Source organism: Janthinobacterium sp. SUN073 (genome assembly GCF_030397665.1).
GTDB lineage: Bacteria > Pseudomonadota > Gammaproteobacteria > Burkholderiales > Burkholderiaceae_D > Janthinobacterium.
In genome coordinates, this window is the sequence record NZ_JAPUBT010000010.1 from 204,341 (window position 1) to 227,451 (window position 23,111).

Consider the following 23,111-nt stretch of genomic DNA (forward strand, 5'->3'; position numbering starts at 1 on the left):
GGCGTAATTTCTTATAGTACTGGTAGTACACATTAGGAGAATTGCGATGAAAACCCTGTTGGCAGTAATCTCGCTGGCCGCTTTGGGTGGCTGCGTCGTGGCGCCCCCCGGTCCTGCGTATTACGGTTCGCGCGCGCCGCAGGGAGCCTACAATCCATACGACTGGCATACGGTTTCGTCCGAGCCGGTGCAGTCGGGCCGCGTGATGAGCGCACCGCGCGTGGAATACACGAATGAACCCGTCTACGTGCAGCAGCAACCTGTGTACGTGCAGCAACCTGTGTATGTGCCGGCACCCGTGTACGCGCCACAACCGTATTATTACAATCCACCCGTATCGATCGGGCTGGACTTCATGTTTGGTTTTGGACGCTACGGTGGACACCGGGGCGGCTGGGGCGGGCACGGACGCTACTACGGCCGCCGCTAATCTATTGCGGTGCTATGCAGGACAAAGCCGGACAAGCGTTGCTTGCCCGGCTTTGTCATTTTATTAGTGGAAATAAACCGAACCCTGGTGCAGTATGTCCGCCGAACACAAGATGTACATCGCCGCCGCTGCCAGACCTATTTGCAAGGCGCCAAAGCTGATCGGGATGAGGCGGGACATGTCGTACTCCTGAGTGGTGGGGAATGTGTAGTCAGGCTTTCATCATAGGTTGAGTTGATGCTCTCGGGCATCGGATGAATGTCCGCCGCGATGTAGGACAACACCTCGTGCCTGGCGCCCCGCCTCGCTCTCCCGTCGTTTAGCGGTTTTTCCAGCGCACCACCGGCTCTTCCGGCGCCGTGTCCGGCACGTTCGAGATCGCCAGCCAGTGCGTCAGGCGTTCCGGATGCTTGAGATTGATGCCCATGCCATCGATGATGCCGACCTGTTCCAGCATGCGCGCATCGATTTTCGCCTTTGACACCGTGGGCGCGCCCATGACCATGCGGTCATACGCCTTGCGCGCCTTGTGTTCCCACTTGTGCAGATTGCTTTCGTCGAAGCGGTTCGCTTCGAAATACACGGTCAGGGTGCCATCGAGGTTGCCGAAGCCGACGATGCCCGCGCCCTTGCGAATGGTGGTGGTGTTGTCGAGGTCAAATTCCGCGGTGGGCACGAAAATGCCGGCGCGGCCATCGATGTCGGGACGTCCCACGGGCGTATCCTTGCCGTAGGAGCTGGTTTCGGTAATGGTTTTCTCTGCAGACATGGTGCGTGTGTGGCGGCCGTACCGGGAGCGCAATCGGGCCCGGCAGCGCCAGTCATCCTGTTCAAAAAATGCGTGCTGATGATCAGGGCGGGGTAGGGGCCCTGGCGGAGCGATGCTTGGCATTGCTTGATACCCCGCTATTGTAGCGCCAATTTAATTCTTCTTTGCAACATTTCCTGAGGTAATGCACCCGTTTGCCCATGAAAAAGCCGCCCGGCCAGATGGCGGGGCGGCTGTTGCGCGGCGACTGTCCGGGTTCAGGCGGCGTTCTTGCGGCGCACCACGAAACCCAGCAAGCCCAGGCCCAGCAGCATCATGGCGTAGCTTTCTGGTTCCGGCACGGCGGCCATCACCGAGACATTGTCCAGGTAGGAACCATAGGTCGGTGCGGAGACGGGGCCGATCGATTCGAAGCGCAGCAGGCTCGACGAGCCGAGCGCGGTCACGTTCTGGCTGTAGGTTTGCCATACGCCGCTCGTGGTGCCGATCAGGGCCGTTGGCGTGAGCAGGGTGGAACCCCAGTAGACATTCATCAGGCTGCTCGCGCCGCCTGGCGTATCCGGGCGGCCCGAATAGGCAAACGACAGCGCATACGTGCCGCCGGCCGTGGTGGCGATCGATTGCGATACCGACGTCAGGCGCGCGGCGTTGAGTTCCAGGTATTGCGTGCCGGCGGCGGCGACGGGGTTGAAGCCGCTCAGGCCGCCTTGCGTGGCGCCTTTCTGGATTTCAAAGGCCGAGTTGCCGCTGGCTGACGAGGTCCAGCCTGTCACGCTGCTGAGCGCGGCCCAGGGCGATGAGATGACATTGTTTTCAAAACTGCCATTGACCACCAGTTCGGTCGCGGCGTTGGCTGTGCCAGCGGTGGCCAGGGCGGCCAATGCGGCAATCTTCAGGAAGGTGGCTGGCATTTTCATGGAGTTCCAATTTAGTTGATTATAAGATAATTTGATTTCTCAAATGACATTTAAATGATATCACCAAAACTCACACAAAAAACCAGGGTCTGCTAAAAAATATTTGCAATTGTGAAATTATTTGTGTCTGTATTGTAATTAATTTCCATGGCGAAGTAATCACTGCCGTGATGTAAGGCGAGCGCGACTTCTAACCTTCTTGCATGGCAGTATTTTTGTAACATCCGGGCGTAAAAAAACCTGCATCGTAACAACAACGATGCAGGTTTTTTGGGAGGGTAGGTGCGGCTGCGGCGACATGTCGATTCGATAGGAACTGCCGCACGCAATGCTCAGAACGCCAGGCGGCCCTGCAGATAGAGCATGCGCGGTGCGCCCACCAGCTTGCCCAGGTTGCCGTCCGAAGTGCGCGTAAAGTAGCGCTTGTCGGCGAGGTTGTTGACGCCGGCGACCAGTTCCAGGCCTTTCTGGCCCGGCACCTTCCATTTTACTTGCGTGTTCCAGGTGCGAAAGCCGGGAATCACGCCCAGGTTGCCGGCCGCATTTTCCGCCACGGTGTTGGCCTCGTCGGCGAACTGGCGGCTCTGGTGGCTGCTCGACAAATCGAAGCCCCAGGCGCCCAGCTGGTAGTGGGCGCCGACGGTATCGGTGGTGCGCGAATAGAAGGGCACGTCATTGCCCGCGTTCGCGCCATCCTGCAAGGTCGCCTTGGTGTAGGTGTAGGTGGCGTAGGCGTTCAAGCCGGCCAGCGGGCCGGATCGGTCGAAATGGTAGTCGATGGCCGATTCCAGGCCCCGGTGATGCGTGGCGCCCACGTTGTAGAAGACGACGTTTTCGCCGCTGCCGACGGACTGGATCTGGTTGTCGAACTTGATGTTGAACAAGGTCGCCTCGGCCGACAGCTGGCCGCTCTTCCAGCGCGCGCCCAGCTCGGCTGTTTTCGCCAGTTCCGGCTGCAGCGGATTCTTGCTCGACTGGGCATTGAGCTGCGTGTTTTGCACGGCGCCAAACGAGCTGTTGTAGTTGCCGAACAGGGTCACGTTGTTGCTCAGCAAGTAGGCCACATTCAGCGAGGGCAGGGCCTTGTTGTTGAGCAACTCGATCTTCTGGTCGACCGGCAAGTGGTTGTAGCGTTCCGTCTTGATGTGCTCGTAGCGCACGCCCGGTGTGATGCGCCAGGCATCGATGGCGATCTTGTCGTCGATGTACACGGCCTGCGCATCGGTCGAGTTATTGGCAAAGCGCGTCGGCGCCTGTTGCACGCCGCTGGCGATGACCACGTTGTAGATGGCTTCATCGGCCCGCTCGGCCAGGTAGCGGTAGCCGACGGTGACGTCCTGCGAAACCTTGCCGGTGGTAAAGCGCTGCGTGTAGCGGGGCTCGATGGCCGTCGTTTCATAGTTGCGCGGCTGGTGGCCCAGGTTTTTTCCGCTGATCAGGGTGCTTTCGCGCGAGCTCTTGTTGTAATAGGCGCGCACCTCGAATTCCTGCGTGCCGGACAGGGCATTCAGGTAGCCGATGTCGAAGGCCTTGCGCTCGCCGCTCCAGAAGTCGGTCGGGCGCGTGTTCTGGAACGGGTCCGCCTTGTATTGCGCCGCAGTCAAACCGCCCGGCGTGCGCGACGTCACATCGTAGTAGGACAGCTTGCCATACACCTCGGCCGTGGGGCTCAGGTCGTAGCGAAATTTCAGGGCGAAGTCGTTGACCTTCTCGTCGCTGCCGACGCGCCAGTCGCTGCCGCGGATGCCCGAGTACAGCACCGCCAGGCCCAGGCCGCTGTCGAGTTGGGTGCCGGCAAAGACGCTGGCCTGCGTGTTGTGGCCCACTTCGCTGTACGTGTTGTAGCGCACGCTGGCGTCGCCCGTGACGCCTGGCGTGGTGGGCACGCGGCGCGTCTTGAAGTTGATGATGCCGCCCACGTTTTGCGGGCCGAAGCGCACGGCGCCGCCGCCGCGCACCACATCGACCGTCTCGACATTGGCCAGGCTGACGGGCGCGAACGACAGTTGCGGCTGGCCATACGGCGCCACCGACATCGGGATGCCGTCCAGCAAGACCGTGCTGCGCGGCGAATAGCGCCCGGCCAGTCCCCGCACGCCGATATTGAGCGAGATGGCGCTGCCGGCGCTGCCCGAGTTGTCGCTGATCTGCACGCCAGGAATGCGGCGCATCACATCGCTGAGGCTGGTCGCGCCCGAGTCGTCGATATCGTCCTTTTGCACCACCGTGCGGGCGCCCGCGAAATTCTTCGTGCTGGCGGCCATGCTGGTGCCCAGCAGGTTGCTGCTGACCTGGATCGATTCCAGGATGGGGCCGGCGTTATCGGCTGTGCTAGCCGTAGTGGTTTCCTGTGCCTGCGCGGCAAGGGACGTGCCCAGGCAGGCGAGGGTAATGGCCAGCGCGCACGGGCGCAGGGAAAACGGCAGTGTGGAAAGTGTGGCGGCCATGCATGGATCTCCGTAGTGACAATGTTTGCGCGGGCAAGCAGGCGGCGCGACAACAGCGTGGCGTGGACATCCGGCGCAAGGGGATAAGAATGATAATGATTCTCATTTTATCCGTCAATTGCGCAAACTGCGTAGGGCTGGCTTTCTCCGCGCGGGGTGGGGAAGTGTTGCTGGCGCGGTACAGCGGGGCGCCTGGATTGCTGCTTGGCAGCATTGCTGGGGTGCGACGGCATTCCACGTGCTTCTTGTATACTCGCGTTTTTGCAGCCGTCAGACGTGAAGGTACAATGAGCCAGACAACTGAAACGACACCAGGCAGTTCCTCCGTGGAACGCCGCCAGGGCGACCAGCCGGCAAGTGCTGCGCGCAAACTCAATCTGCTGGTGGTCGACGACAACCAGGAAGTGGGCGAATCGCTGGCCATGCTGCTCGAAGCGCTGGGTCACCACGCGGTGGTGGTGCGCAACTGGCAGATGGCCGTCGAGCAAGTCAAGCTGTGCGTGCCCGACGCCGTCTACCTCGACATCGAAATGCCCGGCATCAGCGGCATCGAAATCGGCCGCCGCCTGCACCACAATCCCGAGACGGCCAACGCCGTGCTGATCGCCGTCACCGGCCACAGCCTGCCCATGTACATGGACGATGCGCTGGCCGTGGGCTTCCGCCACTTCCTCGTTAAACCCGTGCGCCTGGAAGACCTGGCGACGACGGTGCAGTCGGTGCTGGCGGGGTAGGTTTTCCACCGCCCCGCCTGATGGGTGGTCAGGTGTTCAGTGCTGCGGCGCGAAATTGCAAGCCGAGTGCATGCGTCACCCTCAAAATGGTGTCGAAGCTCGGATTGCCTTCGCCGGACAAGCTGCGGGAGAAGAAGGCTGATGTTGCCTCATGCATGTGTGTGGAAATGAAAAAAGGATTACAAGCCGAAGCATGTAATCCTTTTATTTACCGCTAATTCTGTGGGGTGGCTGATGGGGCTCGAACCCACGACAACAGGAATCACAACCCTAGCGCTTAACTGCACATTGTTTTTTTAAATCAAAGGCTTAGTTATTTTATTTTCCAATGCTGATACATTTTTCCTCACCAGTCTATGCGGCCCGCAGCCTGCTCGTTGGAAGATTCGGACGGTTGCTTTCGGGCCAGAGTCGGCTCTTTGTGTTGAGGTGAGCCAAGTATTTCGCGGTTTAAGGTATTGGCTTTAACGCATATTTCAGATTGCAAAACTGTTATCCTGTCGGCCTTATTTTGCATCTTTAATGAGGAAATGATGAGATTTTTGACCGTCGGCTTGTTAGTACTTTTCCTAAGTGCTTGTACGCAAAAAAATTCCGAGTACACCGGTAAACTCAGGATTGACGCAGGAACGGAGTACGTTGCACTTGACCACCCCTCCTCCATCGGAGGAGCTTGTGAGGGGTGGAATGCACTTCAAATTCGCGAACCAGGGAAGAACAGCGGAATGGAGAACCTCGTCTGCTGGAAACGAGAGGGTGATGATATTACCGTTACAGATGGAGCCGGAGTAAAGCGTGCTTCCGGCTCGGCGGCCCTGTGGGCCGATTAGGAATCGCAGTATCAGGGGGAGGCTATCGCTCAAAAGCAGGCAAAGGAAAATGCTTACTCGGTGGCGCCGGCCTTCTTTACTTTCCTGCGATCATAGTGCTTGTGTGTGGTGCCTGGGTCCGCATGGGCGGCAAAGTCGTATGCGTCGGCGTTACGTTGTTGGAACTTGGTCGTGATAGCGGCCGGCCGGATATCCTGCAGCGAAAAGTACTGCGCATGGTCTGCCAGTCGGTAATCGGCTTCGTACTTCGCCACTTTCAGTCCCTTCTTATACGCCAGGATATATTCCAGCTCAGCAGCGCGTTTGCGAGCGAGCGCTGCCGCTGCCTGGGGGTCAAACGATGCGATCCATTCGAACATGGCATCCTGCCACACGGACCCCATTCCTGACCGCGTGTATGCCTGGCCTTTTGAATTGGCAAACAGGAACTGGCGTGGAACCGAGTGCGTTTGCTCGGCGCGCGCGACAACGACGCGCAACCTGGTTGACCATTCGCGCAGCTTCAATACCTCGGCCTGGCCCTTCTTGCGCTTGGCGCTGGTGACGAGCACGCCTTCCTTCGTCTTGCCATCGATATGGAACGGCCTCACCTCGGCCGCGCGAAAGCCTGTCAGGTAGGTGAACATGGCCGCGCACCCTAGATTGCGGAATGTGGCGGTTTGGCGCAGCGACCACAGATAAAAACGCACTACCTGGCCACGTGAGATGGTCCGCACATCCTTTTCGATGTCGTTCTGCATAATGTCCGTGAACGGCATCGCCTCGATCACGCCCCAGCGCACGGCGTATTTGCAGATGGTCGACATCAGCGACAGCTCTTTGTTCGCCTTCGCCGGCGCACCCGCTTTGGCGCGCGCGTCCAGGTACTGATAGCCGTGCAGCATGCGCAGTGATTTCGGGTCCATTTTGCCGAAGAACTTGGTCAGATTCTTGTAGCCAGATTCCCTGACGGCGAGTCCATCCTTGGACTGGTCCAGGTAATGGGTGGGAGCGATCTCGTCGCGGAATCGCTCGATCAGCTGGGCCACTGATCCGGCAATGATCTTGCCCTCGATGATGTCGAGCGCCTTGCGCTTGGCCGCGCGGTCAGCGTCCGCGATGCCTTTCCGATCACCGACCACGGCCGTGGCCAGTGTCTCGCTGCTGCCGTCCGGGTGCTGGTAGTAGTAGGAGATTTTCCGGACGCCGACGCGCTTGTAAAGGCGGTCGACGCCGGTGCGTTCTTTAGCAGAAGGCTTGGAGGTTTGGTGCTTGGTCATATTTGATTGAGGTTGCGTCTTCGGTGATGCCCATCTTGCGGTCGTGATAAGCGCGGGCCACTTTTGGCAGGCCGCGTGCGTCTACTTCAAACTTCCAGCGGTTCTTCGTCAGCCATGCTTGCATGCGGCAGCGCTGGCCAGGCTTGCATCCGACCAGCTCGGCGAGCTCGGATGCGCTTAAGTAGTTCGTCATGGGCACCACCACGAAAGACTGGCGAGGGCGCCAGCCAGTACCGCGAATGCGAAAACGATCCGGGAGCGGTACGGCATTGGCTCGGAGCTGCCTTGGCGCCGGGAACTCGGGGCGCCGATAGATGCTGTTACGGCCGCCAAGTGCGCCACGATAGCGATATCTTCGCGCTCCTCGACCTTGTTGGCGAGGTGCCTCTCTAAGCGACGCAGGAGGCGGCGAAAGTAATTATCCTGAGTGACTGTCATACTCTCGCCTCCTCGGCAACAATCGCGGCTGTCACAATTTCACGTACCGATCCGAAAATTAGGTCATTAGGAACATCAAAGCGGATGCTGCAGGCTTCAAAGTCCCACACCACTGAGCCTGTGCGCTCAAGAAAGTCGATCATGTCGGAGTCCGTTGGGCAGGACGATGACTGCGTTGGCCCGCTTGGGATTGCGGCCAAGGCATCTGCAAGCGCCCGGCGTAGATCAACTACCTCTGACAGAATTGCGTTACTTTGGGCTTCCTGATGGGTCATAGCAGGAAACCGTTCCTTTACTGCGGCGATCCTGGATTGCCACATTTCTGGCACGATCTCGACTCGTGGTAACGTCGGAGGCTTCGTGCTGACCTCCTCGATCAATGCGCCGACGATCTCAGCCGGGCTGATGGTCCACTTGAACGCTGGCCGATAGGCTGCAATCTCCTGCAGCAGCTGGTGGCCAATGTTGGCCATGGCCGATACTTGATGCTCTTCACTGGCTTTGAAATTGAGTGCACCGGCGTTGACCATAAGCCAGGTGTCGCAGTAAGCGGCGGCTGGAGCGCTTGGCCAGGACAGGCGTTCCTGGACTTCGACTGCGTCAATACGTTCATGGGCGGGCGTGGCCGCGATGTTCTCGCTGTTCATTGTGCTTCCTTCACGGTAGTTGGTGATGCGGTTGCGGATGTTGGCCAGGGCCATGCTGCAGGTTTCGTTGGGCTTTTGGGCTTACATGTACGTGGTGCTGGCTTCTTGGCTTCTGGTTCTGGCGGCTCGACCGCAACCGCTGCCGGCGGCTCGATTACGGCAATGTCGTCCTGCGGCGCCAAGTTGATTTGATCGGCGAGGTCGTCGGCATCTTCATCGTTGGATTGCTCCGGCGCCACGTGGGTCATGCCAGGTGTGCTTGTTTCGCCGGCGCGCAGCCAGACTTGACCAGGTGCGTAATACCAGCCGTGGGTATTTGCGGCCTGTTCGAGGGCTTTGATCATCAGTGGGCACTCGGCGAGGATGAATTTGGTGAGATCGTTCAGGCGGCTTGGTGAGTTGGCAATGAAGTCGCCCAGTTGGTGTACCTGGACGTCCTCGAATGGAATCTCGTCCATTTCCAGCTGCAGGCGCACGGCATCAGGATCGATGCCTTCATGCCTGGCCATGGCGTGAATTGTGGCCTCTTGAGCTTCACGTTCCTCTGCTTTGAACCATCCCATGCCGCCCAGGCAGTCACCCAGCAGCATGTCGACCAACAGCAGCTGCACATCGGGTAGGCCGGCCTGATCGATATAGGCGTGGATGTTCTCGGTGCTGGAGGTGTCAAACGTGTAAACGCCAGCGAGGGCCTGGTCTGGAAGATCGCGGTCAATCAGCACCAATTTGGTAAATTCGCGTAGCGAGGCCAGTGAGAATCCATTCGCGCCTTTAGCACGCAGACGTTTGTACAGTTCGATGCGGTAGAGCTCGTCCTGTTCGGCCTGTTTTTCGGCAGCGACCTCTTCCGCGCGCACCTTGGCTACATGGGCCTGTTTGGCCGGTGTGTTCGCTGCCGCTTCCTTCCTCTCCGCCATGGCGCGCACATCGGCCATGCGCGCCGCATGAACTTCGACCGTTTCGCATGCACCAGCGTCTTCCAGCAATTTTTGGATGAGTGCTTTGTCGTAGAAGGGCGTCAGATCGCCATTGTCATGCTTCACATACCATGCCGGTTCAGGTAGCAGACCGCCTTCGAGGAACGTGGTTGCGTTCCCGTAGTTTTGCGTGGCAGGTGCGTTGCGGTCAAACATCCATAAGGCAGCGTCGGCTTTGACGTACAGGGTGTATTTGTCGTTGGTATTTTTACGATATCGCGTTGCCCCTTCCTCGCCTTCATAGACAGGGATGCCGCCCTTGCCTGCCGCAGCAATTGCCAACGCATCATGCGCCATGCGCTTCTCGGCGTAGCAATTAGGATCTGTGCAGACGTCTGCACTTTTGGTGTCGCTGAATACCTCCGGTTGATTGCCGGATTTTTTAGGGCATTTGGTACAGGCGCCGGCCAGCGGCAGCAGGGTTGCGTCGGTCAGTTTGAACAGTGCGCGCGTCAGGTCAACCATGTAGTTTTGCTGAACGTGCCGAAGTGCGGCGCGATAGGGCATAGGTTCGCCGGTGCCCTGGTAGATAGGGGCGCTGATCTCGCCAAGCGCTTTGATCTGCAGCGCCGGCACGGGAATGCGTGCGATTAGCAGCGCGGTCGACGGCGTGATCGCGTCATCGAGGAACTTCTCGCGTACCTCGGTCGTCAGTGCGCACAGCTTCAAGCGGCCGTAGATGTGGCTACGCGATTTTTTCAGTTTTTCCACCAGGCGATCAGCGGTGTAGCCGGCATTGAGCATCAGCTCCTGGAACCCTTCGGCTTCTTCCATCGGGTGTGGGTCTTCGCGCTGCAGGTTCTCCAGCAGCTGGATTTCGCGCGCCTGCAGGTCCGTCAGCTTGCGGATCATGGTCGGACCGCGCTGCAGCTCGGCGATGTTGCCGGCGCGCCAGCGGCGCTCGCCGGCGACGATCTCGAAATGCTGAGGCGCGTCAACGGTTGGCGTGACGGGGCGAATCAGGATGGGCTGGACAATCCCAACTTCCTTGATGTTGGCGGCCAGTTGCTCCAGCGCGGTCTGGTTGAACCGTTTGCGGTTGGTGTAGCTGGGGCGGATGTCGGCCCAGTCGGTGATTGCGAATACCTGGTCGTCGACCAGTTCGTCGACGACGATGCGTTTCTCGCTGCGGGGCGGGGCTTTCTTCATGCCTCCGATGGTGGGTATTACGAGGTCGCTACTCATGTGCGGCTCCTGGTTCTGGGCGGGGACGGCCCGGTTAGCGTTTAATGAAATCGAAAGGAGTGCTGCGGCCGATGGGCAGCAGCTCATGGCCTTCGGCCAGCTGCGCCGCCAGGGCTGCCTTGGCCTGGCGCGGGGTCATGGCGCGGCCGTCCGGGTGCGTGAACCCGCGCAGCTCGTGCAGTGGCCTGGCCAGCACGCTGCGCACGTCTATGGCCAGGTGGACGAGAGGGACTGTCATTTGACCGTCCCTGGCGTGTGGTAGGCGAGCTTGAAGCTGATGCCCTTGGGCAGCGTCACACTCACGCACCAGGCGGTGAAGCCGGCGCGGGGCTGCTGCTGTGGGCGCACTGGCTCGGTGACGTGGTAGCCGCGGCGGCGCATGGCCTCGAACACCTGCAGGATGGACAGGCGGCCATCGGCGCCGGTCACTTCGTTGGCAGCGCAGCCGGTATTGCGCGTGAAGCGGGCCAACTGGGCAGCGTCGTTCGCGCTGGCCAGGGTGTCGTGCAGGCTTTGCGACGATGGCAACGGCGCTTTAGCCGGCTTGCGGGTAGCGGTCGAGGGCATGGCTGCGGCCTCCTACAGTGGATGCGCGGTCACGCCGCAGGGTTCGCCGCACTGGGCGTCGACGGCGTCCTCGCACGCACCTGCGGCCGTGCTGGCCAGCGCGTAGTAGTGCGTCACGCCGAGCGAGGTTTTGACGGTGACGCGGAAGGCGCTCACTGTTGAGCCTTTTTCTTCGGGGTGAGCAGCAATGCAAAGACGCGGTTGGCCAGCGTCATGTCGTCTCGTTGCAGCGCGCCAGATAGTGCGGCGATGAAGGTTTCGGTGCACAGGACGCGATCTTGCGGGTGCCTGCTCGTGGCGACGTCAATGCATTGTTGAATACTCTCAAGAACTGTGAGAGGGGGTTTTGGAAGGTTTTCCATCGTCTTTGCTCCATCGTTGTGGTTGCTAACACGATGAAGTTTAGGCATGCCTAAAGAAACAGTCAAGCTAATATTTTCGGCATACCTAAATTATTGGTGGTTTGGTGCTGTGATGCTTTCGACAAGGCGAAAAAAAACCCCGGCGTGCGGGGTGGATTGCTTTAAGTGATTGGGTTAAAAGTGGTCGCCTTCTCTACGTACCACCCTGCCAATAATGATGCACTCGTTGCCTCGACAATTCCTGCGATAAAACTTTCGTTGATCGGAGTTGTCAGACATCAGCCACCATTGGCCGGCGTCACGCGAGAGCCGTTTTACAACAGCTTCCCCGCCGTAGTTGACTGCGAACACGCCGTTGTCTGTTAGCTTCTTGTCGGCAAGATTTATAACTATCGTATCGCCTTCATAGAAAGTAGGTTCCATGCTTTCGCCTTTTACCTTGACTGCCAGAAGGCTCTCAGGGTCAAAGCCCTTGCGGTGTACCCATGATTTAGATAGTCCCAGAGTCCCGCCATCGGTGTTGTCAGGTTCTGTTTGAAAGCCTGTTACTCCGGCTTGTAGCCGCAACTGTACTAATTTAACGCGGTAAAGCGCCTCCTCGTCATCTTCGATAAGTGAGATGGAAACGGCTCCAGGCAAAAGCTTCCGAGCGTCCTCTATCGTTTTGTCGGTTCCGTGAAGCAGCCAATCTGGCGACACCTCCAGCACTTGACAAACCTTTACCAGGTTGTTGCCTTCGATCATTTTTGTATCGCCATTTTCCCAGTCGGTAACTGTCGGCGCGGATACCCCCACCAGCTTCGCAAAAGCTGATTTTTTGATGTTTTTGGCCTCGCGGGCCAGCGTAAGTCTTTTATGCCAATCCATTAGGTAATCCTAACAATTTCCACATAAGGGATGCCTAAATTATTCTTGCTTATTTCTTTAGGCTTGCCTAAAATAAGGTATGACTAATGAACTTACAGCCGACGAAATTATTGACGCGCTTGGCGGCACGTCAGAAACCGCACGGATTTGCGAAGTTAAAGACCCGTCCGTATCTGAATGGCGCCGCAACGGCATCCCGCGTGCGCGTCTTATGTTCTTGAAACTGGCGCGGCCAGAAGTCTTTAGTTCAGAAGGGCGGCTCGCTCCTGGGCCCGGTCGTGCAGGACGTCAGCTGCCTTCGTCAACAAACATTCTCGATACCGTACCGGAGCATTCCGTTGTGGGTGTCGATCCGCGAAGCCGGGCATGAGCAGGATCAACTTTCATGTCGCAAGCGTAGCTTGACCGCGTGATGAGAACAACCACCAAGAAGAAGGATATGTTGTGAAAATCAAAAAATCGTACCTTGGCATGATCAAGGCTTTCCCTGGCGGTTGGGACGCAATGTGTGGCGCTCTTGGCATGAGCTTTGATGCATTGCAAAACCGAGTTTACGAGCGTAGGGGGCAAGGTGTACTGGTTGATACCGCTCTGCAGTTACAGGCGTTCTCTGGAACCACATTGTTCGCCGAGGCGGTCGCTGCATCGAGCGGCGGGACGTTCGTCACATTGCCGACCCAAATGTCCGACAGTAATGAAATGCTGGCCAAGAAATTTCGCAAGGTCTATGTTGCGATTGGCACGTATGCGGACGTTTTTGAAAAAGCTACTGCAGATGATTTGATCGATTCGCTTGAGCGCGCGAAGCTGGAGGCGGTGGCAGATGCAATGCACCGTGCAGTAGCTGAGCTGCTGTCCTTGACGCTCGCGGTTTATTGCCCATCCGAAGGCAAGGACGGTGCTGAATGACTGGCCACTTTGGTCCGCGCGCCGGAACGCGCCCTGATCTCGCCTTTCGCAAGCTGGTCCAGCTGGGCGGCCGCGCTGGCTTGCATGGCTGGATGAATGCCATTACCTGGACGCGCCCGATTACCACGTTTGAGCGTGAAATCATCAATTCGCTGATGCGTTGTCACGTGGTGCGCCGCGAGGCAAGCGATTTTGTGGTGACGCAGAAGGGCTGGGATTTTGTTGGCCGCTCGACTCAAGCCAAGGTGGCGCCGGCAGGCCAGGTTGCAGGGCCTCGCTATGTTGGCAAGAAACTCCCTTTGTCTCCCGCGAACATGGTGCGCGCGCCACTGGCCCGTCCTGGCTCGTTTGACTATGCAACTATCCCTTCCCGTATGGGTAGTCAACGCGTGCCGCACGGCGTGGCTATGCCTGGTGTGATGGGAGCAATTGTCAGTGAGTGATGTTGCCCAGGTTATTGCTCAAATGGCGGTATATGACATGCCGCAACTCCCACCCAATCACCCCGTTTTAGATGGCAAGTTTCACCGCTTTGGACCAAAGAAAAAGGGCTGGTACATTCTGCGCGAACTGGTTCTCAAGACCGGCCGCAGGGTCGTCACCGGAGCTTTCGGTTTCCACCAGGGCGACAACCGCAATACAGTACCTGTCACAGTCGATGCCGAGGCGATGACGGATGACGAGCGCGCGGAGTTTGCGACCAAGCTGCGCGAGAACGAACAGCGTGAGGCCGAGAAGAAGCAGCGCGAAGCGCAGCTGGCCGCCAACCGTGCGCGCGATCAGTGGATGAAAGCCGCTGGCATCGCTGTGCAACATCCGTACCTGGACCGCAAGCAGATCGCGGGCGAGGGCGTACGCGTCGACCGCGCCGGATCATTGCTGATACCGCTGCAGCGTGCCGGGCAGCTGGTTGGTCTGCAGAAGATCGACCAAGCGGGCGAGAAGCGCTACAACGCCGGCATGGACAAGCCTGGCGCGTACCACATGCTTGGACAGCCGCTTGATGCAACTGTCATCGCCGTTGGCGAGGGTTACGCCACATGTGCGAGTGCGCGTGCGGCTGCAGCGCTGGCCAGCGCCGACCTGCCTGTGGCCGTGGCTTTTGACGCCGGTTCTTTGGCGTCCGTGGCTACCGCTTTGCGCGAGACGTTCCCGTACGCGCATCTGCTGTTTCTTACTGACGATGATGACCAGTTAGTCGAGCGTTTCATCGAGCGCTTGCTCGAGGACTATCAGGTGCTGGCCGCTGTTCTGATCGACGGCAACTCGCATGTCGTGTTGGCCGACGATGGTGCGGACGTGGAAGTCACTGCCTGGTGGCGCACCGACGCGGCCGGCGTGCGGTACATCGAGGCGGATGTGCGCACCGGCCGCCGGCAACAGCGCTACACGTTCAAGAATGCCGGCGTGGCCAGCTGCTCGGCGTTGTGCCGGAAGATGGACCGCACTTCGATGATCATGCCGGTGTTCGCCGACAGGGCGGGGCGCAAGCTGTCGGACTTCAACGACCTGCAGATCGAGGAAGGGCTGGAGACGGTGGCGGCGCAACTTGGGGTTGCCATCCTTGCTGCGAAGCAGCCCAAATCTGCTGTTCCCGTTCCTCCTGCCGCGTCAGCGGCCAATCCAATGGTTTCGCCTGCAGCTGCTCTCGCAGCCATAGGTGCTTCCCCCGTTCCCCCTGCTGCGCAGCAGCCAGATTCAGGCCTTTCGGATGCTGGCGTACCCGCGCCAGTGCTCGACCTCGGGGTCTTGTTTGCTGAGGGTGTTACCGATGAATCCCCCCCACCCCCTGGTGCGGAGCAGCCAGCCCGCAGGAGCGCTGTCGACGCAGAGGCGGACGATAGCGATGCGCGCCTTGCTGCAGCGTTGGAGGCAGGGCATGCGGATGGATCGCTGCCTGAGCCTCCAGATGCGGACGGCTCCGCTTCCGCGCCGGGGGCGGGGGGCGAAGGCAAGCAGGCGAAAGATAAACCGAAGAAGGTGTACGGCGCGGACCACTGGAACCAGGTGGAGTACGTGTTGAAAAACTTCGTGCTGGTGTATGGCGAAGACCTGGTGTGGGATGTGTCGCAACGCATGCTGATGAAGATATCGAGCATGCGCACGATTGTGGCCAATAACGATGTCATGAAGTTTTGGGGCGGCGAAGCTCGGCGCTGGGTACTGAAGAAGAATATCGTTTTCGACCCGCAGGATACGCCGTCGCCGGCATCGAGCGGCGCCACGGCCACGGTCAACCTGTTCAATGGGTGGAAGATGCAGCCGCGACGCGGCAGCTGCCTGCGCATCCAGACCCTGATCGCTCACCTGTGCGACGGCAACGATGCCCTGGTCGAGTGGGTCGAGCGCTGGCTGGCTTACCCGTTGCGCAATCGCGGCGCCAAGATGGAGACGTCGATCATCATGCACGGTGACGAGGGTAGCGGTAAGAACTTCTTCTTCGAGAAAGTCATCAAGAAAATCTACGGCGAGTACGGCTATGTGATCGGCAATGCGCAGCTGGAGAGCCAGTTCAACGACTGGGCATCGATGAAGCTCTTCATGGTGGCGGACGAGGTAGTGACGCGCTCGGAACTCAAGCACATGAAGGGCAAGCTCAAGTACCTGGTGTCGGGCGACATGATCATCATCAACCCGAAGGGCCTGCCTGAGCATGGCGAGGCCAACCATATGAACTTCGTGTTCCTGTCGAATGAGCTGCAGCCGCTGGCCCTCGACAAGACAGACCGGCGCTACCTGGTGATCTGGACGCCGCCGGCATTGTCGCGCGAGTTCTATGTCCAGGTGGCCGAAGAGATCGCCAATGGCGGCATCGAGGCGTACTACCACTATCTCATGCACGAACTGGATATGGGCGACTTTGACGAGCACACCAAGCCGATCTACACCGACGCCAAGGACGACCTGATCGAGAAAAGCCTGACGCCAGCCGAGCGCTTCTACCGTGACTGGAGCCGGGGTTTCCTGCCGCTGCCCTTCATCACGTGCGGCGCTACCCAGCTATACGACGCCTACAAGGTCTGGTGCGACAAGAGCGGTGAATCGAAGTACATCTCGCAGACCATCTTTTCGCCCACCGTGCTGCGGTACGCCGGCGAGGCGCTGGAAAAGCACCTGATCAAGTATGAGCTGGGATCGGTGGTCAAGCAACGCAACGTGTTTTTAGCCGGGAAGAAGCCAGAGGGCAAGACGCTTGCAGAGTGGGCGGCAGATGCATCGGGCCTGTTCGAGAAAAGCTTGAGGGCATACCGGAGTCGCAGCGGGGTTGATGCGGCCGATGTTGAGGGTTAAGTCATCACATCGCACAAAGCCATCATATCGCAAACCCGCATGGATGCAGGAATGTGATGGGTATGAAGGGTATTACGGGTTCTCGCGCACGCACACATGCGCGCATTGATGGGCAAGGCCGTTTGAATGTCGATGGTTCGCTGTATTTTTTTTGTCAGAAAGTAGAAAGAAGTAATAACAGTACTCATACCCATCACAAGTCAGTATCCATGCGGGTTAGCGATGTGATGGGTATGTGATGGGTATGACGGGTTTAAGAATTGTAGTGGTTCCGATCAAAAAGTAGTACGTGGAGGTCGAGGCGATGAGCGGGAAAGCAAGAATGCGCGAAGCGATGCCGGTAACAGCGGCCTGGATCGACAAGATGCGCGAGGTGTTTGGGACTGAGGCGGTCGACAGTGCGATACGACGAGGCATGCGAGGGCAACAGGGGTTTCATGCAATGGAAGGCGGTCATGAAGTTGGTACCCCGGTTTATCGGAGCGTGAGGATAGGCCGGCATGTGGTGGCAGTGGAGTATGAATCACGGAGTGGGCAAGTGGCATGGCAGGCAGCATTGGATCAGCAGGCGATTGAAAATGAGAAAAGGGGCTAGGCGATGGAAGTGAAAGCGGAAGAAGCTGTATTTGAAAATGTGGGCCAGGCGGTGCATGTGTCGTTTCTGATCATGGCCCAGGAGGCAAAGCAGGATGCGCCGTTGCGGGCGGCACTGATCAAGGCGATGGAGTCGGTGCAGTTGAGCGGACGTCAGCGTTGCTGGCTGGAGCAGCTGCGCGGCACGGCGTCGGGAACAATTAACTTCGGCGGCCTGGATGGCAACGAGGTGCGCGCCCAGTGCGCCCTGGTGCTGCAGGCGGTAAAGCATCGGCTGCCGAAAACGGAAATGTGGGTGCTGCAGGCAAAGTACGGGCAGACGGATTTCGAGGATATTGATGGTCATCGCCGCTTTGCTTTCTCGGTTGAACGCATCGAGGCCATTAAGGGATTGGCGGATTGGTTCCGGCCAATGTTTCCTGGGCTGAACCCGCATGCAGTCGACTGCATGCTGGGGCGATTGTTCGCCAACCATAAGCAGCTGGATATCACGGTGCGTGACCTGGCCAAGTCATTTGGTGCAAGCCACATGACTTATCAGCGGGCATCGACGAAGATGCACGGGCATGTGCGGGAGCTTGAGGAGATGGCATTGAACCGCCTCGCTCCAAGCTTTGTTGCTGATGGCGTGGTTGAGGAGTTTTTGCAATAGCTTGACGCGGCTGTTACAGCGGGTGTATATTTCGGTCATTCTCGCAGCAGTAACGCCTAAAGCCCGCACAAGCGGGCTTTTTTGCGTTTAGCGATACGATTTTTCAACAGCGAAAGAGGTGATCTATCTCGATCCGCTCCATAGCGGGGGATACATTCGTTTCTGGTGCTTGCCCACTTCGGTGGGCTTTTTTATTTGTGTTGATGATAGTGCCCCAGGGCGCACGCATCAACCACAAGGCGGCTGCGTTTCTTGTGGGGCGTTTTGTGCAGACGTCTGCACATCATCGCTGCCAAGGCATTTCTAGGTGATTCCATGGCCAGTTCAGCGAAGAGTATTTGCCGTCATGCCGGTTGCGGGGTTTTGATCGCAGCACCAGGTCGCTGCGACAAGCACAAGAAGCAGATGCAAGTGATGGACGCAGCAGCACGCGGCACGGCGCACGAGCGTGGATACACATCTGCGTGGGTAAAGGCGCGTGCAGGTTACCTGGCCAAGCATCCGCTTTGCCAGCATTGCATGAACGAGGGCCGCGTCGTTGCGGCTTCGGTGGTCGACCACATCATCAACCACAAGCTGAAGGCCGCGATGGATAGTGGTGATGCAGCGGCCATTGTCAAAGCCAGGGCCCTGTTTTGGGACAGCGAAGGCAACTGGCAGCCGCTGTGCAAGACCCACCATGACATCAAGACCGCGACCGAGGACGGTGCGTTCGGACGGTGGAAAAATGTTACTAATTAGAAATGTTTCAATGGTGCATCGAATTACATCGATGTTGTTGCGTAAAGGCAACATATTTCACCCAAGAAATGTTACCCGGGGGCATCAAAAAGTCAAACCCGAAAACGTCAAAGACCGGCCATATAGTCGAATTTTCGCAAGCGCGTTATTTTAGGAGGGGGGGGGGTATATGGGACGTAAAGCAAAACCGAGTGCCCTGCGCGCCATCGATGGAAATGCAGGACGGCGCCCGGTCAACAAGAACGAATTTCGCCCCGTCGCTGAAGCGCCGGATTGTCCACGCCATTTGAAGGGTGAGGCAAAAAAGGAATGGGTGCGGGTGTGCGCCGAGCTGGCTGCTTATCAGATGGTTTCGGCTATGGACCGTGGCGCGCTTGCGATGCTGTGCACACAGTGGGGCCGCTATGTCGAAGCCGAGGACATGATCGCTGCGGCGGCGAAGGATATCCCAGGAAGTGGCGGCTTCAGCACGGTCACTTCCAATGGCAACACGGTTCACTCGATTGCGCTGATGGCCAGCAATCGTGCAATCGAGTTGTACCACAAGCTCTGCAGCGATTTCGGTTTGACCCCGTCGTCGCGAGTCAACCTGGCGCCGGCCACGACCCAGCTGTCGCTGTTCGCTCCAACTATTGTGGGTGCCGACCCGGTGCCAATCGTTGGCGCGGACACGCCGCCGATAGACCCCAATGCACCACCGAACGTGAAGAGCCTGGGGAACTTCAGTAAAAGGTAACTATGGACTTCATCGAACGCGCACTGCGGTATGCAAAGTCCGTGGTCGAGGGAGATGTAGTTGCCGGTAAGTGGGAAAAAGCGGCGTGCCAGCGCTACCTGGATGACCTGGATAGGCAGGAAACAGACTGGCCCTATCGGCTAGACCATGCTGAAGGTACCCGGATCTGCGAATTTATCGAGCTATTACCGCACGTCGAGGGGGAGTGGGGAAAGCCGATATGGGTGGGGCAGGTGAAAACCTACCAGAAGATCAGGCTGGAAGACTGGCAGGTATTCATCCTGGTCAACCTGTTCGGCTGGCTGGACAAGATCACGGGCCTGCGCCGTTTCCGGCGGGCATATGAGGAGGTGGCCCGAAAGAATGCGAAGTCGACCATGGCGGCAGGCATCGCGCTGTATCTGGTGGCGGCGGACGATGAGTCCGGCGCCCAGGTCTACAGTTTCGCCACGAAGAAGGAGCAGGCAAAGATTGTCTGGTCGACTGCCGCTGCGATGATGCAGCGTGAGCCTGACTTTGGCCAGCTGGGCCTGCAGGCCAACAAGTCATCGATCTACAACACCGAGACCAATAGTAAATTCGAGCCGCTGGCGCGTGGTTTCGACTCGCTCGACGGTCTCAATACGCACGGATTTATTGCCGACGAGCTGCATGCGCAGAAGGATCGCGGCCTGTACGACGTGGTCGATTCATCCACTGGGGCGCGTTCCCAGCCGCTCGGGTTTGCGATCACCACGGCGGGTAGCGACCGTGCGGGGGTCTGCTACGAGCAGCGCAGCTATGCGTGCATGATCTTGAATACCACTTTGCATGCTCATGACGGCATGGGATACAAGGTGGCCGGCGAAGTGGCCGTCGACGATACGGTGTTTTGCATCATCTTTACTCTGGACGAAGGAGACGACTGGGCAGACGAAACGGTTTGGCGCAAGGCTAATCCTAACCTGGGTGTATCGGTCAAGCTGGGCGACATGCGCGCCGCCTGCAGCAAAGCACAAAAGATGATGAGCGCCCAGAACGAGTTCCTGACCAAGCGCGTCAACATATGGGTCAACGCCGATAGCGCCTGGATGGACATGAGGGCGTGGGAGGCATGCTACGACCCTGAAATGAAGATCAGCCAGTTCATTGGCCAGGAAGTAATCGCGTCGCATGACTTGGCCAGCAAGGTGGACATCGCGGCCAAGATGAAGCTGTTCTGGCGCGAGATCGATGGCGTGCAGCATTACTACGCATTTGGCACCTACTGGTTGAACGAGGCGGCCATCGAGGCTGGCACGAACTCCCAGTACAAAGGCTGGGCAAGCGCTGGTCATATCGTTTCGACGCCAGGCAACGTTACCGACTTTGGCGTCATCGAAGACGACCTGTTGGCTGACCACGAAATGTTCACGCTGACCGACGCTCCCTACGACCCGTTTCAAGCGACCCAGTTCAGCCAGCGAATGGTCGCTGCCAGCCTGCCTATGATCGAGGTGGGTGCAACCGTGAAGAATTTTAGCGAGCCGATGAAGTGGCTGGAGGCGCTGGTACTGGAAGGCCGCTTTCACCATGACGGTGACCCCGTGTTGACCTGGATGGTCAGCAATACAGTCTGCCACCGCGACGCGAAGGAAAACATATTCCCGAACAAGGAACGGCTGGAAAACAAGATCGATGGCGTTGTGGCGCTGATCATGTGCCTGAACCGGGCAATGATCCTTCACCCTGACGAAACTGTACAAATTATTTCCCTGTAAGGCGGCTGAGCATAATGATTAATCCAATACGAGCGCTCGCAGCCATGTGGGCGGGTGGCGCGCCAAGTACGGCAGTGGTGGAGCGGATCGAACCTGGGGGGGTAGATGTTGAAAACTCCGTCACGGTGACCAGGTCGAGCGACCCGCAGATTATCGCCGTGCTGGGCGGTGCCGAGTCGACCAGTGGGTTTGCCGTTACACCTGACTCATCGATGCGCGTGTCAGCGGTTTTCGCAGCGGTGCGCCTCCTAGCCGGAACCTTGGCATCGATTCCAGTGTCGATTTATCGTGAGTCGGACGGTAAGCGAGAGAGCATTCAGCCGGATTTGTGGTGGCTGCTAAACGAGGAACCGATCGGCAATTGGACTGCTGCGGCGATGTGGAGTTGGGTCATGCAAAGCCGCATGATGCGCGGCGATGGCTATGTGGAGATCGTTCGCGCCGGCGCCGGCATCCGTTCTCTACGCCCACTTCACCCGGACGCGGTTTTTGGTCGCAAGGTCGGCGACTACCTGGTGTATAGCGTTACAAGGGACGATGGCAGCGTTTACGCAGTGCATCAGGATGACATGTTGCACTTTACCGGGTTTGGCTTTAACGGTATCCGCAGCATGTCCGCCATCCAGTGGGGCGCCTTCCAGTCCATCGGGATCTCGCTGGCTGCCGATACCTTCTCTGGAAGCTTCTTTGCAAATGGCGCGGCACCGAAGCATGTGCTCAAGGCACAGGCCAAGCTGGACCCGGAGCAAATCGAGTTACTTCGCGCGGAATATCTGAAGAAGTACGCAGGTGCCCGTAACGCCGGCACGCCGATGGTGCTGCCAAATGGTGTCGACCTCAAAGAGATGAGCATGACGTCCGTCGACGCGCAGCTGCTGGAGTCACGCAAGTTTCAAATTGTCGATATCGCCCGTGCATTCGGCGTGCCGGCACACATGATTGGCGCCCAGGAGTCCACAAGTTCGTGGGGTTCGGGAGTACAGGCGCAAACCCTGGGCTTTATCAAATTCTCCATGCAGGCCCATCTGGACATTGCCCGACAGGAACTTAACCGCAAGCTGTTCCGCCGTGCCTCGCCGTTTGTGGAACACAAGATGGAATCGCTAATGGCCGGTGACTCTAAGGCTGAAGGCGACTATTTGCGTCAGTGTGTCGGTGGCTCGCAGGGGCCAGGCTGGATGACGATCAACGAAGTGCGCCGCGTCAAAAACTTGCCTCCTGTACCTGGTGGCGATGTTCTGTTCCGGCCAGACAACTTGGCGCTCGCCGCCTCTGAACCCTCAATCAAGGATGATGATGAAAAAACTGGTGCAACTGATTCGTAACAATGCTGGGCGTGAGCCGGCCAAGATTCGCGCTGAAGGCGAGGATGCCACTCTGTTCCTGTATGAGGTCATCGATCCTTACTGGGGTGTTGGTGCTGCAGAGTTCAACAAGGCGCTCGCCGGCCTGAACGGGAAAAAGGTGACGCTGCGCGTCAATTCGCCAGGCGGTGACGTGTTCGACGGGCGGGCCATGGCGGCGGCGATTGCTCAGCACGGCAATGTGCATGCGGTAATCGAAGGCTTGGCGGCTAGTGCCGCCACCTACGTGACTGCCGCCTGCGCCACGGTGACTATCGCGGCCGGCAGCTTCTACATGATCCACGAAGCCTGGACCATGGCCTACGGTAACAAGGGCGACCTGACCCAGACGGCTGCGCTGCTCGGCAAGATCGATGACTCCATCGTGGCCGATTATGCCAAGAAGACAGGCAAGTCCAACGACGAAATCATCGCATGGATGCAGGCCGAGACCTGGTTCACGGCCGAGGAAGCTGTTGCGAATGGTTTTGTCGACTCCATCAGCGAGGTCGCCAAAGTGGAAAACAAGTGGAACCTCTCGGCATATAACAACGCGCCGCAAGTCGAAGATGCGGGCGCGGATGCCTTGCAGTGGGAGGCTACCCGCCAGCGCAACATGAACCGGTTGCGTCTGCACGAAATCGGATAACGCGCTCGCGCAATCCTGATACCGGCCG

The 23,111-nt window shown here is 58.5% G+C and carries 23 protein-coding genes; 11 read left to right on the forward strand and 12 right to left on the reverse strand.

Going from position 1 to position 23,111, the window contains the following annotated elements; genetic code table 11:
- The first annotated feature begins 46 nt into the window (after nucleotides 1–46).
- Nucleotides 47–430 carry a hypothetical protein gene (locus tag O0882_RS23195; protein WP_289951862.1) on the forward strand — a complete coding sequence of 128 codons (384 nt, stop codon included), beginning with the start codon at nucleotides 47–49 and terminating at the stop codon, nucleotides 428–430.
- 319 nt (nucleotides 431–749) lie between these two features.
- On the opposite strand, the gene O0882_RS23200 is transcribed toward O0882_RS23195, so the two are convergent.
- From O0882_RS23200 to O0882_RS23210, 3 genes are all read right to left on the reverse strand, one after another.
- The gene (locus tag O0882_RS23200) at nucleotides 750–1,199 is read right to left on the reverse strand and encodes a hypothetical protein (RefSeq protein WP_289951863.1); all 450 of its coding nucleotides are present in this window, start codon (nucleotides 1,197–1,199) and stop codon (nucleotides 750–752) included.
- Between the two features lie 257 nt (nucleotides 1,200–1,456).
- A complete protein-coding gene (locus tag O0882_RS23205; protein WP_289951864.1) occupies nucleotides 1,457–2,116 on the reverse strand; it encodes a PEP-CTERM sorting domain-containing protein in 660 nt (219 codons plus the stop codon).
- A gap of 332 nt (nucleotides 2,117–2,448) precedes the next feature.
- Nucleotides 2,449–4,563: a TonB-dependent siderophore receptor gene (locus O0882_RS23210; protein WP_289951866.1), complete on the reverse strand. Its 2,115-nt coding sequence runs from the start codon at nucleotides 4,561–4,563 to the stop codon at nucleotides 2,449–2,451.
- Nucleotides 4,564–4,850: 287 nt separating this feature from the next.
- Here O0882_RS23210 and O0882_RS23215 point away from each other — a divergent pair, with 287 nt between their 5' ends.
- Nucleotides 4,851–5,297, forward strand: a complete 447-nt coding sequence (locus tag O0882_RS23215) for a response regulator (RefSeq protein ID WP_230538699.1) — start codon at nucleotides 4,851–4,853, stop codon at nucleotides 5,295–5,297.
- 883 nt (nucleotides 5,298–6,180) lie between these two features.
- On the opposite strand, the gene O0882_RS23220 is transcribed toward O0882_RS23215, so the two are convergent.
- From O0882_RS23220 to O0882_RS23260, 9 genes are all read right to left on the reverse strand, one after another.
- On the reverse strand, nucleotides 6,181–7,386 hold the full coding sequence (locus O0882_RS23220; RefSeq protein WP_289951869.1) for a hypothetical protein: 1,206 nt from the start codon (nucleotides 7,384–7,386) through the stop codon (nucleotides 6,181–6,183).
- On the reverse strand, nucleotides 7,352–7,579 hold the full coding sequence (locus O0882_RS23225) for a DUF4224 domain-containing protein (RefSeq protein WP_289951872.1): 228 nt from the start codon (nucleotides 7,577–7,579) through the stop codon (nucleotides 7,352–7,354). The genes O0882_RS23220 and O0882_RS23225 overlap by 35 nt, the downstream gene beginning before the upstream one ends.
- Before the next feature lie 241 nt (nucleotides 7,580–7,820).
- Nucleotides 7,821–8,525, reverse strand: coding sequence for a hypothetical protein (locus O0882_RS23230; RefSeq protein WP_289951874.1), 705 nt, complete (start codon nucleotides 8,523–8,525; stop codon nucleotides 7,821–7,823).
- A complete protein-coding gene (locus O0882_RS23235; protein WP_289951876.1) occupies nucleotides 8,468–10,633 on the reverse strand; it encodes a ParB/RepB/Spo0J family partition protein in 2,166 nt (721 codons plus the stop codon). Before O0882_RS23235 ends, O0882_RS23230 begins: the two co-directional genes overlap by 58 nt.
- Nucleotides 10,634–10,667: 34 nt before the next feature.
- The gene (locus O0882_RS23240; RefSeq protein ID WP_289951878.1) at nucleotides 10,668–10,871 is read right to left on the reverse strand and encodes a hypothetical protein; all 204 of its coding nucleotides are present in this window, start codon (nucleotides 10,869–10,871) and stop codon (nucleotides 10,668–10,670) included.
- A complete protein-coding gene (locus tag O0882_RS23245) occupies nucleotides 10,868–11,200 on the reverse strand; it encodes a hypothetical protein (protein WP_289951879.1) in 333 nt (110 codons plus the stop codon). The genes O0882_RS23240 and O0882_RS23245 overlap by 4 nt, the downstream gene beginning before the upstream one ends.
- Nucleotides 11,201–11,212: 12 nt before the next feature.
- On the reverse strand, nucleotides 11,213–11,356 hold the full coding sequence (locus tag O0882_RS23250; protein WP_289917033.1) for a hypothetical protein: 144 nt from the start codon (nucleotides 11,354–11,356) through the stop codon (nucleotides 11,213–11,215).
- Nucleotides 11,353–11,562, reverse strand: a complete 210-nt coding sequence (locus O0882_RS23255; RefSeq protein ID WP_289951882.1) for a hypothetical protein — start codon at nucleotides 11,560–11,562, stop codon at nucleotides 11,353–11,355. The genes O0882_RS23250 and O0882_RS23255 overlap by 4 nt, the downstream gene beginning before the upstream one ends.
- A 174-nt stretch (nucleotides 11,563–11,736) precedes the next feature.
- Nucleotides 11,737–12,429 carry an XRE family transcriptional regulator gene (locus tag O0882_RS23260; RefSeq protein WP_289951884.1) on the reverse strand — a complete coding sequence of 231 codons (693 nt, stop codon included), beginning with the start codon at nucleotides 12,427–12,429 and terminating at the stop codon, nucleotides 11,737–11,739.
- A gap of 444 nt (nucleotides 12,430–12,873) precedes the next feature.
- Between O0882_RS23260 and O0882_RS23265 the strand changes: the two genes are divergently transcribed.
- The 9 genes from O0882_RS23265 to O0882_RS23305 all read left to right on the forward strand — a co-directional run bounded on the left by O0882_RS23265 (nucleotide 12,874) and on the right by O0882_RS23305 (nucleotide 23,083).
- Nucleotides 12,874–13,338 (forward strand): YmfL family putative regulatory protein, encoded by a 465-nt coding sequence (locus O0882_RS23265; protein WP_289951886.1) that lies wholly within the window; start codon nucleotides 12,874–12,876, stop codon nucleotides 13,336–13,338.
- On the forward strand, nucleotides 13,335–13,781 hold the full coding sequence (locus O0882_RS23270) for a hypothetical protein (protein ID WP_289951887.1): 447 nt from the start codon (nucleotides 13,335–13,337) through the stop codon (nucleotides 13,779–13,781). Before O0882_RS23265 ends, O0882_RS23270 begins: the two co-directional genes overlap by 4 nt.
- Nucleotides 13,774–16,629, forward strand: a complete 2,856-nt coding sequence (locus tag O0882_RS23275) for a DUF5906 domain-containing protein (protein ID WP_289951890.1) — start codon at nucleotides 13,774–13,776, stop codon at nucleotides 16,627–16,629. The genes O0882_RS23270 and O0882_RS23275 overlap by 8 nt, the downstream gene beginning before the upstream one ends.
- Nucleotides 16,630–17,227: 598 nt before the next feature.
- Nucleotides 17,228–17,875, forward strand: a complete 648-nt coding sequence (locus O0882_RS23280; protein WP_289951892.1) for a hypothetical protein — start codon at nucleotides 17,228–17,230, stop codon at nucleotides 17,873–17,875.
- Nucleotides 17,876–18,190: 315 nt separating this feature from the next.
- Complete coding sequence (locus tag O0882_RS23285) at nucleotides 18,191–18,616, forward strand: HNH endonuclease (protein ID WP_289951894.1); 426 nt, start codon at nucleotides 18,191–18,193, stop codon at nucleotides 18,614–18,616.
- A 169-nt stretch (nucleotides 18,617–18,785) separates the two neighbouring features.
- A complete protein-coding gene (locus O0882_RS23290; RefSeq protein WP_289951897.1) occupies nucleotides 18,786–19,352 on the forward strand; it encodes a phage terminase small subunit P27 family in 567 nt (188 codons plus the stop codon).
- A 2-nt stretch (nucleotides 19,353–19,354) separates the two neighbouring features.
- The gene (locus O0882_RS23295; protein WP_289951899.1) at nucleotides 19,355–21,091 is read left to right on the forward strand and encodes a terminase TerL endonuclease subunit; all 1,737 of its coding nucleotides are present in this window, start codon (nucleotides 19,355–19,357) and stop codon (nucleotides 21,089–21,091) included.
- Nucleotides 21,092–21,105: 14 nt separating this feature from the next.
- On the forward strand, nucleotides 21,106–22,416 hold the full coding sequence (locus O0882_RS23300) for a phage portal protein (protein ID WP_289951902.1): 1,311 nt from the start codon (nucleotides 21,106–21,108) through the stop codon (nucleotides 22,414–22,416).
- Nucleotides 22,388–23,083 carry a head maturation protease, ClpP-related gene (locus O0882_RS23305; protein WP_289951904.1) on the forward strand — a complete coding sequence of 232 codons (696 nt, stop codon included), beginning with the start codon at nucleotides 22,388–22,390 and terminating at the stop codon, nucleotides 23,081–23,083. Before O0882_RS23300 ends, O0882_RS23305 begins: the two co-directional genes overlap by 29 nt.
- Nucleotides 23,084–23,111: the final 28 nt, after the last annotated feature.

Bases quoted from the DNA above. Each gene is read 5' to 3' on its own strand.
- O0882_RS23195 (WP_289951862.1), top strand. From the start codon at position 47: ATGAAAACCCTGTTGGCAGTAATCTCGCTGGCCGCTTTGGGTGGCTGC.
- O0882_RS23200 (WP_289951863.1), bottom strand. From the start codon at position 1,199: ATGTCTGCAGAGAAAACCATTACCGAAACCAGCTCCTACGGCAAGGAT.
- O0882_RS23205 (WP_289951864.1), bottom strand. From the start codon at position 2,116: ATGAAAATGCCAGCCACCTTCCTGAAGATTGCCGCATTGGCCGCCCTG.
- O0882_RS23210 (WP_289951866.1), bottom strand. From the start codon at position 4,563: ATGGCCGCCACACTTTCCACACTGCCGTTTTCCCTGCGCCCGTGCGCG.
- O0882_RS23215 (WP_230538699.1), top strand. From the start codon at position 4,851: ATGAGCCAGACAACTGAAACGACACCAGGCAGTTCCTCCGTGGAACGC.
- O0882_RS23220 (WP_289951869.1), bottom strand. From the start codon at position 7,386: ATGACCAAGCACCAAACCTCCAAGCCTTCTGCTAAAGAACGCACCGGC.
- O0882_RS23225 (WP_289951872.1), bottom strand. From the start codon at position 7,579: ATGACGAACTACTTAAGCGCATCCGAGCTCGCCGAGCTGGTCGGATGC.
- O0882_RS23230 (WP_289951874.1), bottom strand. From the start codon at position 8,525: ATGGCCCTGGCCAACATCCGCAACCGCATCACCAACTACCGTGAAGGA.
- O0882_RS23235 (WP_289951876.1), bottom strand. From the start codon at position 10,633: ATGAGTAGCGACCTCGTAATACCCACCATCGGAGGCATGAAGAAAGCC.
- O0882_RS23240 (WP_289951878.1), bottom strand. From the start codon at position 10,871: ATGACAGTCCCTCTCGTCCACCTGGCCATAGACGTGCGCAGCGTGCTG.
- O0882_RS23245 (WP_289951879.1), bottom strand. From the start codon at position 11,200: ATGCCCTCGACCGCTACCCGCAAGCCGGCTAAAGCGCCGTTGCCATCG.
- O0882_RS23255 (WP_289951882.1), bottom strand. From the start codon at position 11,562: ATGGAAAACCTTCCAAAACCCCCTCTCACAGTTCTTGAGAGTATTCAA.
- O0882_RS23260 (WP_289951884.1), bottom strand. From the start codon at position 12,429: ATGGATTGGCATAAAAGACTTACGCTGGCCCGCGAGGCCAAAAACATC.
- O0882_RS23270 (WP_289951887.1), top strand. From the start codon at position 13,335: ATGACTGGCCACTTTGGTCCGCGCGCCGGAACGCGCCCTGATCTCGCC.
- O0882_RS23280 (WP_289951892.1), top strand. From the start codon at position 17,228: ATGGAAGTGAAAGCGGAAGAAGCTGTATTTGAAAATGTGGGCCAGGCG.
- O0882_RS23285 (WP_289951894.1), top strand. From the start codon at position 18,191: ATGGCCAGTTCAGCGAAGAGTATTTGCCGTCATGCCGGTTGCGGGGTT.
- O0882_RS23290 (WP_289951897.1), top strand. From the start codon at position 18,786: ATGGGACGTAAAGCAAAACCGAGTGCCCTGCGCGCCATCGATGGAAAT.
- O0882_RS23295 (WP_289951899.1), top strand. From the start codon at position 19,355: ATGGACTTCATCGAACGCGCACTGCGGTATGCAAAGTCCGTGGTCGAG.
- O0882_RS23300 (WP_289951902.1), top strand. From the start codon at position 21,106: ATGATTAATCCAATACGAGCGCTCGCAGCCATGTGGGCGGGTGGCGCG.
- O0882_RS23305 (WP_289951904.1), top strand. From the start codon at position 22,388: ATGAAAAAACTGGTGCAACTGATTCGTAACAATGCTGGGCGTGAGCCG.